Source organism: Phytohabitans aurantiacus (genome assembly GCF_027923225.1).
Lineage (GTDB): Bacteria > Actinomycetota > Actinomycetes > Mycobacteriales > Micromonosporaceae > Phytohabitans > Phytohabitans aurantiacus.
Window position 1 is genome coordinate 24512 of the sequence record NZ_BSDI01000059.1, and the last position, 17793, is coordinate 42304.

General features: G+C 69.8%; 17 protein-coding genes. 13 read left to right on the forward strand and 4 right to left on the reverse strand.

Going from position 1 to position 17793, the window contains the following annotated elements; translation table 11 throughout:
- The first annotated feature begins 107 nt into the window (after window positions 1-107).
- The 4 genes from QMG73_RS38015 to arc all read left to right on the forward strand — a co-directional run bounded on the left by QMG73_RS38015 (window position 108) and on the right by arc (window position 4645).
- Window positions 108-1151, forward strand: coding sequence for a M50 family metallopeptidase (locus QMG73_RS38015; protein WP_281903854.1), 1044 nt, complete (start codon window positions 108-110; stop codon window positions 1149-1151).
- Between the two features lie 52 nt (window positions 1152-1203).
- The gene (locus tag QMG73_RS38020) at window positions 1204-2124 is read left to right on the forward strand and encodes a tRNA (adenine-N1)-methyltransferase (RefSeq protein WP_281903837.1); all 921 of its coding nucleotides are present in this window, start codon (window positions 1204-1206) and stop codon (window positions 2122-2124) included.
- On the forward strand, window positions 2117-2701 hold the full coding sequence (locus QMG73_RS38025) for a hypothetical protein (protein WP_281903838.1): 585 nt from the start codon (window positions 2117-2119) through the stop codon (window positions 2699-2701). The genes QMG73_RS38020 and QMG73_RS38025 overlap by 8 nt, the downstream gene beginning before the upstream one ends.
- Window positions 2702-2863: 162 nt before the next feature.
- Window positions 2864-4645 carry a proteasome ATPase gene (arc, locus tag QMG73_RS38030; protein ID WP_281903839.1) on the forward strand — a complete coding sequence of 594 codons (1782 nt, stop codon included), beginning with the start codon at window positions 2864-2866 and terminating at the stop codon, window positions 4643-4645.
- Between the two features lie 34 nt (window positions 4646-4679).
- Here the strand turns inward: arc and QMG73_RS38035 are convergent, their stop codons facing one another.
- Window positions 4680-5834 carry a hypothetical protein gene (locus tag QMG73_RS38035; RefSeq protein ID WP_281903840.1) on the reverse strand — a complete coding sequence of 385 codons (1155 nt, stop codon included), beginning with the start codon at window positions 5832-5834 and terminating at the stop codon, window positions 4680-4682.
- 195 nt (window positions 5835-6029) lie between these two features.
- Between QMG73_RS38035 and dop the strand changes: the two genes are divergently transcribed.
- The 4 genes from dop (at window position 6030) to prcA (ending at window position 9634) form a co-directional block, all read left to right on the forward strand.
- Window positions 6030-7550, forward strand: a complete 1521-nt coding sequence (gene dop, locus QMG73_RS38040) for a depupylase/deamidase Dop (RefSeq protein ID WP_407676911.1) — start codon at window positions 6030-6032, stop codon at window positions 7548-7550.
- 67 nt (window positions 7551-7617) lie between these two features.
- On the forward strand, window positions 7618-7833 hold the full coding sequence (locus QMG73_RS38045) for a ubiquitin-like protein Pup (protein ID WP_281903841.1): 216 nt from the start codon (window positions 7618-7620) through the stop codon (window positions 7831-7833).
- 99 nt (window positions 7834-7932) lie between these two features.
- Window positions 7933-8775, forward strand: a complete 843-nt coding sequence (gene prcB / locus QMG73_RS38050) for a proteasome subunit beta (protein WP_281903842.1) — start codon at window positions 7933-7935, stop codon at window positions 8773-8775.
- Window positions 8776-8824: 49 nt separating this feature from the next.
- Entirely contained in the window at window positions 8825-9634 is an 810-nt protein-coding gene (gene prcA / locus QMG73_RS38055; protein WP_281903843.1) for a proteasome subunit alpha, read from the forward strand.
- A 312-nt stretch (window positions 9635-9946) separates the two neighbouring features.
- Here the strand turns inward: prcA and QMG73_RS38060 are convergent, their stop codons facing one another.
- The 3 genes from QMG73_RS38060 to rfbB are packed head-to-tail and all read right to left on the reverse strand — an operon-like array spanning window position 9947 to window position 12811.
- Complete coding sequence (locus QMG73_RS38060) at window positions 9947-10963, reverse strand: glycosyltransferase family 2 protein (RefSeq protein WP_281903844.1); 1017 nt, start codon at window positions 10961-10963, stop codon at window positions 9947-9949.
- Window positions 10956-11843 carry a dTDP-4-dehydrorhamnose reductase gene (gene rfbD, locus QMG73_RS38065; protein WP_281903845.1) on the reverse strand — a complete coding sequence of 296 codons (888 nt, stop codon included), beginning with the start codon at window positions 11841-11843 and terminating at the stop codon, window positions 10956-10958. The genes QMG73_RS38060 and rfbD overlap by 8 nt, the downstream gene beginning before the upstream one ends.
- A complete protein-coding gene (rfbB, locus tag QMG73_RS38070; protein ID WP_281903846.1) occupies window positions 11840-12811 on the reverse strand; it encodes a dTDP-glucose 4,6-dehydratase in 972 nt (323 codons plus the stop codon). Before rfbB ends, rfbD begins: the two co-directional genes overlap by 4 nt.
- 53 nt (window positions 12812-12864) lie before the next feature.
- Here rfbB and rfbA point away from each other — a divergent pair, with 53 nt between their 5' ends.
- The 5 genes from rfbA (at window position 12865) to QMG73_RS38095 (ending at window position 17569) form a co-directional block, all read left to right on the forward strand.
- Complete coding sequence (rfbA, locus tag QMG73_RS38075) at window positions 12865-13737, forward strand: glucose-1-phosphate thymidylyltransferase RfbA (protein ID WP_281903847.1); 873 nt, start codon at window positions 12865-12867, stop codon at window positions 13735-13737.
- A 36-nt stretch (window positions 13738-13773) separates the two neighbouring features.
- The gene (locus QMG73_RS38080) at window positions 13774-14382 is read left to right on the forward strand and encodes a class I SAM-dependent methyltransferase (RefSeq protein WP_281903848.1); all 609 of its coding nucleotides are present in this window, start codon (window positions 13774-13776) and stop codon (window positions 14380-14382) included.
- Complete coding sequence (locus QMG73_RS38085) at window positions 14379-14966, forward strand: dTDP-4-dehydrorhamnose 3,5-epimerase family protein (protein WP_281903849.1); 588 nt, start codon at window positions 14379-14381, stop codon at window positions 14964-14966. Before QMG73_RS38080 ends, QMG73_RS38085 begins: the two co-directional genes overlap by 4 nt.
- 33 nt (window positions 14967-14999) lie before the next feature.
- Complete coding sequence (pafA, locus tag QMG73_RS38090) at window positions 15000-16358, forward strand: Pup--protein ligase (protein WP_281903850.1); 1359 nt, start codon at window positions 15000-15002, stop codon at window positions 16356-16358.
- A gap of 1028 nt (window positions 16359-17386) precedes the next feature.
- On the forward strand, window positions 17387-17569 hold the full coding sequence (locus QMG73_RS38095) for a hypothetical protein (protein WP_281903851.1): 183 nt from the start codon (window positions 17387-17389) through the stop codon (window positions 17567-17569).
- Window positions 17570-17793: the final 224 nt, after the last annotated feature.

Here is a 17793-nt window from a genome sequence, read left to right on the forward strand (position 1 = left end):
GCCCGGCAACCCGTAGCATCGAAGGCGTGTCACAGGAACCGACCGAGCGCCGGCCCGGACTGACGCTTGGCCGGGTCTTCGGCGTCCCGCTGTATCTGAACGCCTCGATGCTGCTGCTGGCGCTGCTCGTCACCGTGCTGTACGGCGAGTTCGTGCGCGATCGGCTCGACCTGTCGCAGCTCGCCGGATACGCGGTCGGCTTCGGTTTCGTGGTCTGCCTGCTCGGCTCCGTGCTGCTGCACGAGCTGGGCCACGCGCTGACGGCACGCCGGTACGGCATCGGTGTGCGCGGGATCACGCTGGAGCTGCTCGGCGGATACACGGAAATGGACCGCGACGCGCCCAGCCCCAAGGTCGACCTGCTGGTCTCGCTGGCCGGGCCGGCCGTGTCGCTGGTGCTCGGCGTGGGCGCGGCCGTCGCGACCGCCGCGCTGCCCGAGCGCACGCTGCCGCACCAGCTCGCGTTCCAGCTCGCGGTCAGCAACATCGTGGTCGCGATCTTCAACTCGCTGCCGGGCCTGCCGCTCGACGGCGGGCGGGCCCTGCGCGCCGGCGTGTGGGCGGTCAGCCGCGACCGGCACCTCGGCACCGAGGTGGCCGGCTGGGTCGGCCGCGCGGTCGCGATCGGCACCGCGCTCGTGGTCGCCCTGCTCACGGCGACCGGGCTGCTCTCGCCGTTCGGGCTGGCGTTCATGCTCCTGGTGGCGTTCACGCTGTGGCAGGGCGCCGGGCAGTCCATCCGGGCGGCGCGCATCAGCCGGCGGTTCCCGCTGATCGACCTGGCACGCCTCGCGCGGCCGGTGTTCGCGGTGCCGACGGGAACGCCCCTCGCGGAGGCCCAGCGGCGCGGCGCCGACGCCTCGCTGGGCGTGTCCGACGCCGCCGGCAGGCTGGTCGCGCTGGTCGACCGCGCCGCGGCGGCCGCCGTACCGGTCGAGCGCCGCCCCTGGGTGGCGGTCGACTCCGTGTCGCGCGGCATCGACGGGATCTACGCGATGCCGGTCGATCTCGATGGCGAGCAGGTGATCAAAACGGTGCAGGCGCACCCGGGTGCGCAGTACCTCGTGACGTCAGGCGAAGATGTGGTCGGCGTCCTGCACGTCGCCGACCTGGCACAGCTCCTGGAGCCCAAACGGAAGATGAACGAGTGAAGCACCCCACGAAAACGCTCCGCTGCGCTCCACGTTTCCACGGGGACCCCGCGTGACCACCGCGCTGTCCGACATCGAGCTCACGCCCGCCCACCGGGGTCCTTTCCGCCCGGGCGACCGGGTGCAGCTCACCGACCCCAAGGGCCGCATGCACACCATCGTGCTGGAGCCCGGGCGGTCCTTCCACACCCACCGCGGCGCGCTCGAGCACGACGCGCTGATCGGCCAGCCCGACGGCAGCGTGGTGACCTCTTCCGGCGGCACGGCGTACCTGGCGTTGCGCCCGCTGCTGTCCGACTACGTCCTCTCGATGCCGCGCGGCGCGCAGGTGATCTACCCGAAGGACGCCGCGCAGATCATCGCGATGGGTGACGTCTTCCCGGGCGCCAAGGTGCTGGAGGCCGGCGCCGGGTCCGGCGCGCTGAGCAACTGGCTGCTGCGGGCCATCGGTCCGTCCGGCGAGCTGCACTCGTACGAGATGCGTGAAGACTTCGCGGCGATCGCCCGGCGCAACGTCGAGGCGTTCCTCGGCGGGCCGCACCCCTCGTGGAAGCTGCACGTGGGTGACGTGGCCGAGTGCACCGAGACCGGTTTCGACCGGATCATCCTCGACATGCTGACCCCGTGGGAGGCCCTCGACCTGGTCGAGCGGGCGCTCGTGCCGGGCGGCGTCTTCATCGGGTACGTGGCCACGACCCCGCAGCTCTCCGAGCTCGTCGAGGCGCTGCGCGAGCGTGGTGGCTTCACCGAGCCACGCGCGTGGGAGTCACTGGTGCGCGACTGGCACGCGGAAGGGCTCGCGGTGCGCCCGGATCACCGTATGATCGCTCACACCGCGTTTCTCGTCTCGGCGCGCAGACTGGCACCCGGCGTCACCGCGCCGCCGCGCCGCCGCAAGCCGAGCAAGGGCGCGGAGGCATACCGCCTGCGTCGCGAGGCACAGCGGGGGGAGGGCACGAGCGTCGATGAGTAGGCCCGCGTTCGGGGGTGGCGAGTTGCCAGCGGTGTTCCCCGACTGGTCGCCGTACCAGGACCTGGACTCGGCGGCGCGCGCCTACCTGCGCGACCCTGAAGTGGCCCTGGAGGCCCTCGGCGGGGTGCTGCGCGGCGCGACTGTGCTCGGTTTCACCCTCGAACGCTTCGTCAACGAGGTCAACGGCGTCTGGCAGGAGGTCGTGGTCTGCGACGGCAGCCGTCTCATCCTGTGGCACGGCGAAGACGTCGCCCCGGGCGACGGCCCGCCCGGCTCGATGACCTCCTCGCTGCGGGTCGTACCGCTCTCCACGGTCACCGAGGTGGGCTGCCGCCGGCGCCTGACCAGGACCCCGAGCGGCCAGGCCAGGGTCGACAGCATCGACGTGTACCTGCTGCTCAGCTCGCTGGACGAGTCCGGTGCCACGCCTGCCCCGCCCGGTGAGGACCACCAGGCGGTACGCCATGACGCGCTGCGGTTCGGCAAGACGCTCGACGACGGCGGTGCGGGGCAGATCGCCCGGCTGGAGGAGTTCGCCCGGCTTGTCGCGTCCATGGTCGGGCGTCCGACACTGTGAGCGGTTTTTTCGCGTGTCGCTCGGCGTTTCGCGTGCCGTCCTCCGGCGTTTCGGGTGCCGTAACGATCAAGCTTCGGTGACGAGGGTGTTGCGTAGGTTCGAATCGCCCTCGCACCGGTTAGTGTTTAAGGCAGTACGTTCGAGCCCCCGGGGAGGTGGGACGTGGCACGCAGCGACGACGCGGACTCGCGCGCCGCACGGTGGGAGAAGGAGGCCCACGATCTCTCCACTCAGGTCGCGTTCCTTCAAGAGGAACTGGCCTTGGTGCGGCGCAAGCTGACCGAAAGCCCCCGACACGTCCGGCAGCTCGAGGAGCGGCTCGCGGCAACGCAGGCGCAGCTGGCCCGACTGACCGAGAACAACGAGCGGCTCGTGAGCACCCTCAAGGAGGCTCGAGCCCAGATCGTCACGCTCAAGGAAGAGATCGACCGCCTGGCACAACCACCGAGCGGTTACGGCGTCTTCCTGACCAAGCACGACGACGGCACGGTCGACGTCTTCACCGGCGGCCGGAAGCTGCGAGTGGCGGTCTCCCCGTCACTCGACACCGACGAGCTGCGCCGAGGGCAGGAAGTCCTGCTCAACGACGCGCTCAACATCGTCGACGCGTTCGGGTTCGAACGGGTCGGCGAGGTGGTCATGCTCAAGGAGATCCTGGAGGGTCTCGACGGCGCACCGGGTGACCGGGCGCTCGTCGTGTCCCACGCCGACGAGGAGCGGATCGTCCACCTGGCCGACACGCTCATCGGCAGCCCGTTGCGGGCCGGCGACTCGCTGATGATCGAGCCGCGCTCGTCGTACGCGTACGAGCGCATCCCGAAGAGCGAGGTCGAGGAGCTCGTCCTCGAAGAGGTGCCCGACGTCGGATACGAAGACATCGGTGGCCTGCACACCCAGATCGAGCAGATCCGCGACGCCGTGGAGCTGCCGTTCCTGCACGCCGACCTCTTCCGCGAGCACCAGCTCCGCCCGCCGAAGGGCATCCTGCTGTACGGGCCTCCCGGCTGCGGCAAGACGCTCATCGCCAAGGCGGTCGCCAACTCGCTCGCCAAGAAGATCGCCGAGCGCCGCGGTCAGGAGAAGCACACCAGCTACTTCCTGAACATCAAGGGCCCTGAGCTGCTCAACAAGTACGTTGGCGAGACCGAGCGGCACATCCGCCTGATCTTCCAGCGGGCTCGCGAGAAGGCCGGCGAGGGCACTCCGGTGATCGTGTTCTTCGACGAGATGGACTCCGTGTTCCGCACCCGCGGCTCCGGCGTCTCCTCCGACGTGGAAAACACGATCGTCCCGCAGCTCCTCAGCGAGATCGACGGCGTAGAGGGCCTGGAAAACGTCATCGTGATCGGCGCCTCCAACCGGGAAGACATGATCGACCCGGCCATCCTGCGCCCCGGCCGCCTCGACGTGAAAATCAAGATCGAGCGTCCGGACGCCGAGGCGGCGAAGGACATCTTCTCGAAGTACATCCTCACCGGCCTCCCGTTGCACCCCGACGACCTGACCGAGCACGGCAGCGATGCCCAGGCCACGGTCGCGGCGATGATCGAGGCGGTCGTCCTGCGGATGTACTCCGAGACCGAGGAGAACCGCTTCCTCGAGGTGACCTACGCCAACGGTGACAAGGAAGTCCTGTACTTCAAGGACTTCAACTCCGGCGCCATGATCCAGAACATCGTCGATCGCGGCAAGAAGATGGCGATCAAGGAGTTCCTGTCGTCGGGCCGCAAGGGCCTTCGCCTGCAGCACCTGCTCGACGCCTGCGTCGACGAGTTCCGCGAAAACGAAGACCTGCCCAACACCACCAACCCGGACGACTGGGCACGGATCTCCGGCAAGAAGGGCGAGCGGATCGTGTACATCCGCACGCTGGTCTCCGGCGGCAAGGGCGCCGAGGCGGGCCGCTCCATCGACACCGTGAGCAACACCGGCCAGTACCTGTAGCATGCACTTCCTGATCAGGGCGTCCCTCAAGTAGCTAGAACGACTTGGGGGACGCCCTGATCATTGTCTGCGGCACCACGCGGTCGGCGAAGACCGCCGCGGCCACCACCAACGCGGGCAGGACCGGGATCTCGTACCGGAACATGGTCATGAACGGTGCCACCAGGAAGATGCCCGCGGCGCCGACCCACGCGGACACCACCAGCCACGGCACCACGGTGCGCCACGCCACCACGCACGCCAGCGACGACAGCACGATCAGCAGCACCAGCGGCCAGCTCGACAGCACCACCGTCACCTCGCGTCCCAGCGCGGTCGGCAGGTTCTCCCGGTACCAGGGAATCGCCTCGTGGAATGTGCGCGCCTTGCCCCCGGTCAGGCTCTTGAAATGATCGCTGCTCGTCAGTCCCGCGCTCATCAGCCTGCTCCAGACGGCGCCGGCCACGACGCCGGTCGCGGCGCCCGCGGCCGCGAGGGTCCACGAACGCCAGCGTTCGCGCTGGCTCAGCATCGCCCAGCACCAGACCGCCGCGACGGTCGTCACCGTGTACGGGGTGATGGTGCGCGTCGTCGCCGTCAGGAATGTGACCACCGCCAACCCCGCCACTGTCCATTTTGTGGCTGGTTTGCGCCAGGGCAGCAGCAGGAGCATCGCGGTGTGCAACAGCAACGCTAGCGAGTCTGTGAGCCCGCCGACGCACCATTTGGCCACGAGCGGCGACGCCACCGCCAGGATGCTCGCCGCGGTCGCCGCCGGCACCGAGGCGTGCCCCGTCGCGAACCGGTAGATGAGCAGCATCGCCGCCACGAACGCGATCCCGGGGACCACCACGATGCCACCGGGCCCGAACAGCGCCACGAACGGCACGGAGAGCACCGGAAGCAGCATTCTGGGCCGGTAGCTCAGGGTGAACGGTTTCGAGGCCCACAGGTAGTCGTAGGGCTTGAAGGTGCCGTGGTCGCGGACGTAGTCGAGCACGATCCGTTCGGAGCCGGCCCGATCCTCGCCCAGCATCCGGTACGTATAAATCAGATACCACTGGCTGTCGGGAAAAATTTGGTGCGTCGACGCGTACGTCCAAATCATCGCCGTGGCCGTCGCGGCGAAGACGGCGAGCGCGCCCCACAGCATCGGGCTCAGGCGCCGAATCGGCGCCGTCGCAGGCCGTGCCGCCGTCAGCTCGCTCACCGTCGCTCCTTGATTCTGGTACTGGTAAAGCCCGCCGCATGATGCCTGGCCCCGGCGAACCCGGGGTGACGTTCGGGCAAGCGCCGGGCGAAGCCTTATTGGTGGGGGTGGCTCGCGGCGCGGAGCGTGCCCGGCGGACTACGCTCGACGAGTGGCGCGCGGGGTGCGGCGCCCGGGCAGTGAGGTAGGCGAGGCATGAGTGTTCGGCGGATCATGGGAACCGAGGTCGAATATGGCATCTCGGTGCCCGGCCAGCCCGGAGCCAACCCGATGGTCACCTCATCGCAGGTGGTCAACGCTTACGGGGCGCGTCCAGAACTGACGCGCGGCGGGCGGGCACGGTGGGACTACGAGGAGGAGTCGCCGCTGCGTGACGCCCGCGGGTTCACATACTCGGGCGCGGCGTACGACCCGGCGGAGGCGCTCGCCGACGAAGACCTGGGCCTCGCCAACGTCATCCTCACCAACGGCGCTCGGCTCTACGTCGACCACGCCCACCCTGAGTACTCGACGCCAGAGGTCACGAACCCGATGGACCTCGTGCGGTGGGACAAGGCGGGGGAGCGGGTGATGGCCGAGGCGTCCCGCCGTGCGGCGACGATCCCGGGCACCCACCCGATCCACCTCTACAAGAACAACACCGACAACAAGGGCGCCAGCTACGGCGCCCACGAGAACTACCTGATGCGCCGGCAGACGCCGTTCGCCGACATCGTCGCGTATCTGACACCGTTCTTCGTGACCCGGCAGATCGTCACCGGCGCCGGCCGGGTGGGCATCGGGCAGGACGGGTCGCAGCCCGGGTTCCAGCTCTCGCAGCGGGCCGACTTCTTCGAGGTCGAGGTGGGCCTGGAGACGACCCTCAAGCGGCCCATCATCAACACCCGCGACGAGCCGCACTCCGACGCCGACAAGTACCGCCGGCTGCACGTCATCATCGGCGACGCCAACCTGTCGGAGATCTCCACGTACCTCAAGGTCGGCACGACCGCGCTGGTGCTCACGATGATCGAGGAGAAGGTGCTCACGCCCGACCTGGGCATCGCCGACCCGGTCTCCGAGCTCAAGGCCGTCAGCCACGACCCGGCGTTGAAGCACCTCATGCGGCTGCGCGACGGTCGCCGCCTCACCGCCCTCGACCTGCAGTGGGCTTACTTCGAGCGTGCCAAGTCCTTTGTGGATGACCGGTACGGCGCCGACGCCGACGCGCCCACCATCGACGTGCTCGCCCGCTGGGAGGCCGTGCTCGACAAGCTCGGCCGTGACCCCATGCTCTGCGCCGACGAGCTCGACTGGGTGGCGAAGCTGCGGCTGCTGGAGGGCTACCGCGAGCGGGAGAAGCTGGGCTGGGCCTCGCACAAGCTTCAGCTCGTCGACCTGCAGTACTCCGACGTGCGCCCCGAAAAGGGCCTGTACCACCGGCTGGTCGCCCGCGGCTCGATGCAGACCCTGCTGCCCGACGAGCAGACCCGCGCCGCCATGGTCGAGCCGCCCGAGGACACCCGGGCGTACTTCCGCGGCCGATGCCTCGCCCAGTACGCCTCCGAGGTGGTGGCCGCGAGTTGGGACTCGGTCATCTTCGACGTCGGGCGGGAGTCACTCGTCCGGGTGCCGATGATGGAGCCCGAGCGCGGCACCCGCAAGCATGTGGGTGCGTTGTTCGACAAGTGCCCCAGCGCCAAGGATCTCCTGGAAGCCATCACCGGCGGGAGCTGAATGTCGCTGCGTTTTCGTCGCACCGGCGAGGTACGTTTTCTGCAAGCGATGTTGAGGAGGGGCACATATGGCTACCCGTGACTCCGGCGGTCAGTCCCAGTCCGGCAAGGCCCGCCGCGACCAAGAGGTCGACGAGGTCGCGCCCGAGGTCGACCCCGAGGTTGCCGAGCGGCACGCGGAGATCACCGAGGACGTCGACGACCTCCTCGACGAGATCGACTCCGTCCTGGAGGAAAACGCGGAAGAGTTCGTCCGAGGCTACGTGCAAAAAGGCGGACAGTGACCTAAAAGTCCGTTTCTGGACGGCGGGGAGGCCTGCCGTCCAGGCGACGGGCGTCCCGGGTATCTTGCCAAGGCGATCACCTAGACCGAAGGGAACCACGTGGCAGCGGGTTTCGATCCGTCCGGCCGGATACCGGACTTCTTCACCACCCCGGCGACTTCCTCCTTCACACAGTTCCTGAGCGTCGCGGCGCCCGAGATGTTGCCCGGCCGCCGGCCGCTGCCGCCCGGCTACTCGGCCGAGCTCGCGTCCGCGCACGCCACCACCGTGGTCACCATCGTCGCCGACGGCGGCGTGGTCATGGCCGGTGACCGGCGCGCCACCGCTGGCAACCTCATCGCCAGCCGCGACATCGAAAAGGTGCACCCCGCCGACCCGTACTCGCTGGTCGGCATGGCCGGCACCGCGGGCGTGGGCATCGAGCTGATCCGGCTGTTCCAGGTGGAGCTCGAGCACTACGAGAAGATCGAGGGCGTCATGCTCTCGCTGGAGGGCAAGGCCAACCGCCTCGCCACCATGATCCGCAACAACCTCGGCGCCGCCCTTCAGGGTCTCGCCGTCGTGCCGATCTTCGGCGGCTTCGACCTCGGCGCCAGCGACCCGGCGAAGGCCGGCCGCATCTGGAGCTTCGACATCGCTGGCGGCATCTACGAGGAGACCGGCTACGACGGCATCGGCTCCGGCTCGCTCTTCGCCAAGGCCGCGCTCAAGAAGCGGTACCGTCCCGGCCTGTCCGTCGACGACGCGATCACGCTGGGCATCGAGGCGCTCTACGACGCGGCCGACGACGACACCGCCACCGGCGGCCCCGACCTGACCCGCAAGATTTACCCGGTGGTGATGACGGCGACCGCCGAGGGCACCCGCCGCCTCACCGACGAGGAGACGGCCACCATCGCCGAGTCCGTCGTCGCCCGCCGCATGGAAAACATCGGCGGCTGAGCCCCGCCCATCAGGCCAGCCCACCTAGGTCGAAGGAGAGCCGCCCGCCGTGGCCATGCAGTTCTACGCCTCCCCCGAGCAGATCATGCGCGACCGCTCGGAATACGCCCGCAAGGGCATCGCCCGGGGACGCAGCGCCGTCGCGCTGACGTACGAGGGCGGGGTGCTGTTCGTCGCCGAGAACCTGACCTCCCTACGCAAGGTCAGCGAGATCTACGACCGCATCGGCTTCGCCGCCGTCGGGCGCTACAACGAGTTCGAAAACCTCCGCCGGGCCGGCGTGCGCATGGCCGACCTCAACGGCTACAGCTACGACCGGCGCGACGTCACCGGCCGTGCCATCGCCAACGCGTACGCCCATGCGCTGGGCGCCATCTTCACCGAGCAGATGAAGGCGTACGAGGTCGAGATCTGCGTCGCCGAGGTGGGCGCCACCCCGGACTCCGACGAGCTCTACCGCATCACGTACGACGGCTCCGTGCAGGACGAGCCCGGCTCGATGGCGATGGGCGGCCAGTCCGAGGCCATCTCGACGGTGCTGAAGGAGGCGCACAGCTCCGACATGTCGCTCGCCGACGCGGTCAAGCTGGCTGTGAAGGCGCTCGGCAGCGTCGGCGGCGAGGGCGGGGCGGCCCGCACCATCGGCGCCGACCACCTCGAAGTGGCCGTCCTCGACCGGCGCCGCAAGGGCCGCACCTTCCGCAGGGTCACGGGAGCCGCCCTGACCGCCCTGCTGGAGCCCGGCTCCACGGCCACCGAGCCCGCCTCCGACGAGGAGTCAGCGGCACCGGCCCCACCGGAAGACAAGCCCAGCTCGTCGGCCGGCTCCGCCGACCTAGAGGGCGACGCGAAGGACTAACCCACGCGATCCCAATAGCGCCACGCGCCGCACCACCGGCGCGCGTGGCGCTATTGCATCCAGCACCCAGCGCACGGAGCGCACCGCGGCACGCCTGGCGCGCAGCGCCCGTGGCGCCCGCGGTGCCCGCGGTGCGCGTGGGACGCGCGGTGCGGGGCGGGTCCGCGGGGCGCGCGGTGCCTGTGGGGTGCGCGGTGTCCGTGGGGCGCGCGGCGATGTCGCGTGGGGCGCGGTGCGCGGGGCGTCCGGGCGCGTGGCGCCGGGGCGATGCGTCGATGTCGCGCGCAGGCGGCCCTCTCCGGGAGAGGCGGGTCAGATCCAGCGCCTCACCAGACGCCAGTAGCCCGACATCACCGCGTTCAGCACCGACACGCCCGGTGGGTTGATCAAGGGGGTGTCGAAGCGGTCCGTCAGCACCCGCATCCACTCGCGGTCGGGGACGCGGCGTTCGGCCTGGAGGGTGCGGCGGCGGGCGCGGATGTGGGCGCGGTGCTTCCACAGCCAACCGTATCCGCGCAGCTTGTCGCGCAGCCAGCCCTCCTTGAGCGCCAGCAGCATCATCACGCCTTCGAGCGCCACCAGCGGCGCCCCGAGCAGCAACAGCGCTCGTCCGCCCCACACCGTGGTGACGAACATCAGGCGGTTCTTCTCGATCAGGTAGAACTTGAAGCTGACCTTGCTGAACTCGTACCCGTGCAGGGCCACCGCGTCGGGCACGTTGACCACGCGCAGGCCCATCCGCCAGGTGCGGATGGAGATCTCGGCGTCCTCGACGTACGCGAAGTACAGCGGGTCGAAGCCGCCCAGCCGCTCCCAGTGTGCGCGCCGCATCACGACGAACGCGCCCATCGCGCCGGCGGTCTCGGTGGGCTCGGTGCGGGTGTCTCGCTCGCGGAAGCCGCCGACCCAGCTCACGCCGAGTACGTGGATCTCGTTGCCGAGCGAGTTGAGCAGGTCGGGTTCGTCGGCGAGGCGTACCGCGCCGGCGGCGATGCCCACGGTCGGGTCGTCGAGCTCTTCGACGAGGCGGGCCAGTGCGGTGGGCTCGACGATCGCGTCGCCGTTGACCAGTGCCAGGTACTCGCCGGTCGCCGCCGCGCCGCCGATGTTGCAGCCCGCGGAGAAACCGACATTCTCCCCGGTACCGGCCACCACCACGCCGGGGAGCGCGGAAAGGTACGGCAGGTCGGGGTTGGTGCAGCCGTTGTCGACAAGTACGACCTCGACGTCGACCTTGACGGACGCCAGCAGCGCCTCGACGCACCGGCGCAGCAGCGGCTCGGTGCGCCACGCCAGGACGACGGCGCTCACGCGGGGGAGGTCAGACACGGCCGGCTCCCAGGTACGACGTCAGCATCGTCTTCCAGTCTGTCATCGGCGGCAGCCCCGCGAGCGACCACCGCGCGTGTCCGAGCACGCTGAACGCGGGTCGGGGTGCCGGCCGCGGGTACTTGTCGCTGGTCGTGGGACGGATCCGGTCGGGGTCCAGCCCGCTCAGCTCGAACACGGCCCGCGCCAGCCCGTACCAGGTGGTCTCGCCGCTCGCGGTGCCGTGGTAGACGCCGGCGGGGGCGTCCGCGAGGGAGAGCGCCACCAGCCGCTCCGCGAGGGCGTACGACCAGGTGGGCTGGCCGCGCTGGTCGTCGACCACGTCGAGGTGCTCGCGCTCGCCGGCCAGCCGGAGCATGGTCGACACGAAGTTGGGCCCGTGCGCCCCGTACAGCCACGCCGTGCGTACCACGAAGCCGCCGGCCGCGAGCACCGCCTGCTCGCCGACCAGCTTGCTCCGGCCGTACGCGTTGATCGGGTCGGTGGGCGCGTCTTCCGGGTACGGCGTGGGGCCGGCTCCGCCGGAGAGGTCGGGGAAGCCGGTCCCACCGAACACATAGTCGGTCGAGACGTGCACCAACCGCGCCCCGGCGGCCGCCGACGCGCGCGCCAGGTTGGCGACGCCGTCGCCGTTGACAGCCGTCGCCTCGGCCTCACGGGTCTCGGCGCCGTCGACGTCGGTCCAGGCCGCGGCGTTCAGCACCACGTCGTGTCCCGCGATCGCCTCTTTCACCGCACCGGCGTCGGTGACGTCGAGATCGGCCCGCGCGAGCGCGGTGACCTTGATGTCCGGGAGCGCCGCCAGTACCGCGAGCAGGTCCCGCCCGAGCATCCCGCCGGCGCCGGTGACAAGAAAATCGGTGACACGAGAGCGAGTCATCGCTTGAGCGGCTCCCACCAGGCGCGGTTGTCCCGGTACCACTGCACGGTCTGTGCGAGGCCGGTCTCCAGGTCGACGCTGGGTGAGTACCCGAGCTCCTGGCTGATCTTGCTGATGTCGAGGCTGTAGCGCCGGTCGTGGCCCTTGCGGTCGGTGACCGGCGTGACCTGGTCCCAGCCGGCGCCGCAGGCGGCGAGCAGCTTGCCGGTGAGCTCCTTGTTGGTGAGCTCGGTGCCGCCGCCGATGTGGTAGACCTCGCCCGGCCGGCCCTTGTCCTGCACGAGCGCGATGCCGCGGCAGTGGTCGCGCACGTGCAGCCAGTCGCGGATGTTGCCGCCATCGCCGTACAGCGGGACCGTGCCGCCGTCGAGCAGGTTGGTGACGAACAGCGGGATGACCTTCTCCGGGAACTGGTAGTGCCCGTAGTTGTTGGAGCACCGGGTCACCACGACGTCCATGCCGTGGGTGCGGAAGTACGCCAGGGCGAGCAGGTCGGAGCCGGCCTTGGAGGCGGAGTACGGGGAGTTGGGCGCGAGGGGCCAGTCTTCGGTCCAGGAGCCGTTCTCGATCGAGCCGTACACCTCGTCGGTCGACACGTGCACGAACCGCCCCGTGCCGTGCTTTAGCGCGGCGTCGAGCAGCGTCTGAGTACCCAGGACGTTTGTCGTGACGAACGGCGCCGCGCCCTCGATGGACCGGTCGACGTGCGACTCGGCGGCGAAGTGCACGATCACGTCGTGGCCGGCGACGGCCTGGTCCACGACGGCGGCATCGCAGATGTCGCCCTGCACGAACGTCAGCCGCGGGTCGTCGCGCACCGGGTCCAGATTGGCCAGATTGCCGGAATAGGTGAGCTTGTCGAGCACGGTGACCGCCGCGGGCGCGGCGACGGGGAGGCTGCCGCGAAGCAGCTCCCGCACGTACTCGGAACCGATGAAGCCGGCACCGCCGGTGACGAGGACCCTCACGGGTCACGCAGTCTACGCGAGTGGCCTGGCCGGCGGCGGCTAAGGTACTGCGGGTGCGCGGAATCCTTCTCGCCGGCGGCACCGGCTCGCGGCTCTGGCCCATCACTCGGGCGGTCTCGAAGCAGCTCATGCCGGTCTTCGACAAGCCGATGGTCTACTACCCGCTCTCTACGCTGATCATGGCAGGGATCCGCGAGATCCTGATCATCACCACGCCGGACGACCAGGCGCAGTTCCAGCGGCTGCTCGGCGACGGCTCGCAGTGGGGGCTCCGGCTGGAGTACGCCGCGCAGCCCAAGCCGGAGGGCATCGCCCAAGCGTTCCTGATCGGCGAGGAGTTCCTGGCCGGTGAGGCGGCGGCGCTGATTCTGGGGGACAACATCTTCCACGGCGTCGGGCTGGGCCAGCAGCTCACGGAGCACGCCGACCCCGTGGGGGGTCGGGTGTTCGCGTACCCGGTGGCCAACCCCGAGGCGTATGGCGTGGTCGAGTTCGACGGCGACGGCAAGGTGCTCTCGATCGAGGAGAAGCCCGAAAGGCCCAAGTCCCGGTACGTGGTGCCCGGCCTGTACTTCTACGACCATCGGGTGGTCGACATCGCCCGCCAGCTCAAGCCGAGCGACCGGGGCGAGCTGGAGATCACCGCCGTCAACGAGGCGTACCTGGGCCTCGGTGAGCTGTCCGTAACCGTGCTGGATCGGGGCACGGCCTGGCTCGACACCGGCACGTTCACGTCGCTGATGCAGGCGGCCGAGTTCGTGCGCGTGATCGAGGAACGGCAGGGACTCAAGATCGGCTGTGTCGAGGAGGTGGCCTGGCGTGCCGGCTTCCTCGACGAGGCGCAGGTGCGTGAGCTGGCGATTCCGCTGACGAAGAGTGGGTATGGTGACTATCTGTTGGAGCTGCTCGATACTGAGCGCGGATAGTTGCGGCCGATCGTCCTGTTTGAAAGGCTACCCGCCGTGCCTGACACGGACCGCGAATCGAACCCCGGCACCGATGGTGTCGACTACACCGACCGCCTACAGCGCGTAACCGGAGCCCGTTGGAAGCAGGTGCTGGACGTCCAGCGCCCCTACCGATGGAACATCCGCCGGCTCAACCTCGGCCGCACCCTCGACGTCGGCTGCGGCCTCGGCCGCAACCTGGCCCACCTGGGCGGCAACGGGGTCGGCGTCGACCACAACCCGACCTCCATCGCGGTGGCGCGGGCTCAGGGCCTGGAGGCGTACACGACAGAGGAGTTCTTCGCGACCGAGCGCGGCGCGACGTTCGACTCGATGCTCGCGGCGCACCTGCTGGAACACATGCCCGAGGCCGACGCCCGCAAGGTCATCGAGTCGTACCTCCCGTGCGTCAAGCCGGGCGGCACGGCGGTGTTCATCACGCCGCAGGAGCGCGGCTACGCGAGCGACGCCACGCACGTCCGGTTCGTCGGCTTCGCCGAGGCGGCGTCCATGTGCCGTGACCTGGGCATGACGGTGATCAAGCAGTACTCGTTCCCGTTCCCGCGGTTCATGGGCAAGATTTTCACGTACAACGAGTTCGTCACCGTGGCCCGGCTGCCGTGAAGATCAACCAGCTCGGCATCGAGGGGGCGTGGGAGATCACGCCCCAGCAACACGGTGATCCGCGCGGCCTGTTCCTGGAGTGGTACCGGGCCGACAAGCTCGCCGAGGCGGTCGGCCACCCGCTCGACCTCGCCCAGGCCAACATGTCGGTTTCGGCACGGGGGGTCGTGCGCGGCATCCACTTCGCGGATACGCCGCCCGGCCAGGCCAAGTACGTCACCTGCCCGCGCGGCGCGGTGCTCGACGTGATCGTCGACCTCAGGGCCGGCTCGCCGACCTTCGGGCGCTGGGAGGCGGTACGTCTCGACGACGTCGACCGCAAGGCCGTCTACATCGCCGAAGGGCTCGGCCACGGCTTCTGCGCCCTCACCGACGACGCCACGCTGACGTACCTGTGCTCCACCACGTACAACCCGGCCGCCGAGCACACCGTGCACCCGCTCTCGGTGGGCATCGACTGGCCGGTCGACGAGCCGCTGCTCTCCGCGCGCGACGCGGCGGCACCCCCACTATCGGAGGCTTCGGAGTCGCTCCCTCGGTACGAGGCGTGTCTGGAGTACTACGAAACCTTGCGGCGGGAGTGACGGTTCAGGGCCAGAGACGGCTAATGTCTTTTCATGGAACGGCGAATCTTCGGGATTGAGACCGAATACGGCGTCACCTGCACGTACCGAGGCCAACGGCGACTGTCTCCCGATGAGGTGGCTCGCTACCTGTTCCGCCGCGTGGTGTCCTGGGGGCGGTCCAGCAACGTCTTCCTGCGCAACGGCGCCCGGCTGTACCTCGATGTGGGCTCGCACCCCGAGTACGCCACGCCAGAGTGCGACTCGGTGGCCGACCTCGTGGCGCACGACCGCGCCGGCGAGCGCATCCTGGAAGGGCTGCTCGTCGACGCGGAGAAGCGCCTGCACGACGAGGGCATCGCGGGTGAGATCTACCTGTTCAAGAACAACACCGACTCCGCCGGCAACTCGTACGGCTGCCACGAGAACTACCTGGTCTCGCGGCACGGCGAGTTCGGCCGGCTCGCCGACGTCCTGATCCCGTTCCTGGTCACGCGCCAGCTCATCTGCGGCGCCGGCAAGGTGCTGCAGACTCCGCGCGGCGCCGTGTACTGCCTGTCGCAGCGGGCCGAGCACATCTGGGAAGGCGTCTCGTCCGCCACCACCCGCAGCCGCCCCATCATCAACACCAGGGACGAGCCGCACGCCGACGCCGAGCGGTACCGCCGCCTCCACGTCATCGTGGGCGACTCCAACATGAACGAGGTCACCACCCTCCTCAAGGTGGGCAGCGCCGACATCGTGCTCCGCATGATCGAGGCCGGCGTCGTGATGCGCGACCTGTCGCTGGAAAACCCGATCCGGGCGATCCGCGAGGTCTCGCACGACGTCACCGGCCGGCGCAAGGTGCGGCTCGCCTCCAACAAGGAGGTCAGCGCGCTGGAGATCCAGCAGGAATACCTGGCGAAGGCCACCGAGTTCGTCGAGCGGCGCGGCGGCGACCAGATCGCCAAGCGCGTGGTCGAATTGTGGGGCCGGGTCCTGCGCGCCGTCGAGACCGGCGACCTGGAGCCGGTGTCCCGCGAGATCGACTGGGTGACCAAGCTCAAGCTCATCGAGCGGTACCAGGAGAAGCACGACCTGCCGCTGTCACACCCGCGGATCGCGCAGATGGACCTCGCGTACCACGATCTGCGGCGCGGCCGCGGCCTGTACGGGCTGATGGAGCGGCGCGGCCAGGTCGACCGGGTCGCCACCGACCTGGAAATCTTCGAGGCGAAGGAGACGCCGCCGCAGACGACGCGGGCGCGGCTGCGCGGCGAGTTCATCCGGCACGCCCAGGAGAAGCGCCGCGACTTCACGGTCGACTGGGTCCACCTGAAGCTGAACGACCAGGCCCAGCGCACGGTGCTGTGCAAGGACCCGTTCCGCGCTTACGACGAGCGAGTGGAACGCTTGATCGCAAGCATGTAGCGCCATGATCAGGGCGTCCCTGAAGTCGTTAGAACGACTTCAGGGACGCCCTGATCACGTGCGGCCGCCGCGCGTGCGTCGCCGTGAGGCGGCGCCGGCCGGGCGCGCCCCGGCGCGCGCTGGCGGCCTTCCGCGCGCTGGCCGCTTGCGACGCTTGTGGCGCGTGGCGCGTGGCGCGTGGCCGCTTGCGGCGCGTGGCCGCTTGGCAGCTTGCGGCGCTGGGTGCTTGGGCCGCTTCCGTCGATCAAGGAATCCTGGCCCTGCGGGCTGCCCACAGGTGGGCGAAAGGGGCAAACCGGTCCGCGCCCGTCCTTTCCCCGGCGCTGCGGCCCGCCCGTGACGGCGTGTCGCCGCGCCCGGCGCGCCGATCAAGGGCGAATGCACGCGGTTTGATCTCAAAACCACGTGCATTCGCCCTTGATCGATGCGAAAGCCCTTGATCGCCGCCCGGCACGGGCGGTGCCCGCGCTCGGCGTCCGCGCGTGCGGCGTTTGCGCGGGTGGACTGCGTGCGGCGTCCGCGTGTGCGGCGTCTGCGTGCGGCGTTTGCGCGGGTGCGGCTGTGCGCGGCGTCCAGGCGGGCGCGCCGCGCGGTGCCGCCCGCGCGGGGTGCGGCCGGCGCGGGCGCGGCCGGCGTGCCGGCCGGTCATGTGTCGCGGGCCGATCGTTGGTCGCGGGCCGTTCGTTCGGTGTGGGCGCGATGTTGACGCCATCAGCGTCGCGCGACACGACCCGGGACCGCACCTCGCGGGCATCCGCGTTCGCGCGAGTACGGGGAACTTGCTGCATAAACGCGGCCCGGAGGCCGCGTTTTCGCCGATGTTGCGGTCAGGGCACGGCGGCGGCCGAGACTGTGGCGACTAGCTGCCCCTGCAGGGGCAGCTAGTCGCCACAGACGCCGCCGTCGTCCAGATCTTGGAGCTCCACCGTCGCCATAGCGACCGTCGCTCTGGAGACGTCCGGGCTCCAAGATCCACGCGACCGTCCGGCGCGGGCCGGCGTCCGACGGCGGAGTACGCTCGCCGTGTCATGGATGACTCGTTCAGGCAAGGCGGCGAGCAGCCGCGCGGTTGGTACCAGAAGCGGCGCGACAAGATAGCCGCGGAGATCGCCCGCAACCGTCGCGGTGAGCACACCGTGCCCACCTGGGTGCTCGCGGCGACGCTCGGCCTTTTCGTGGCCGCGTGGGTCGCTCTGGTCGTCTTCAGCTAGCAGCCGCCGCAGGCGGCTTCGCGTCTCGCGCGGCGGCTTCGCGTCTCGCGCGGCGGCTTCGCGTCTCGCGCGGCGGACGAGCGGCGCCGTCGATCAAGGCCATTCGCATCGATCAAGGGCAAAAACACGCGAAAAGAGAGGCGGTTTCAGGGGGTCAGTGCAACGAGGTGCTGGTTGAGCTTCTGGGCTGGAGTATGCCAGTTCAGGGTTTGTCGTGGCCGTCG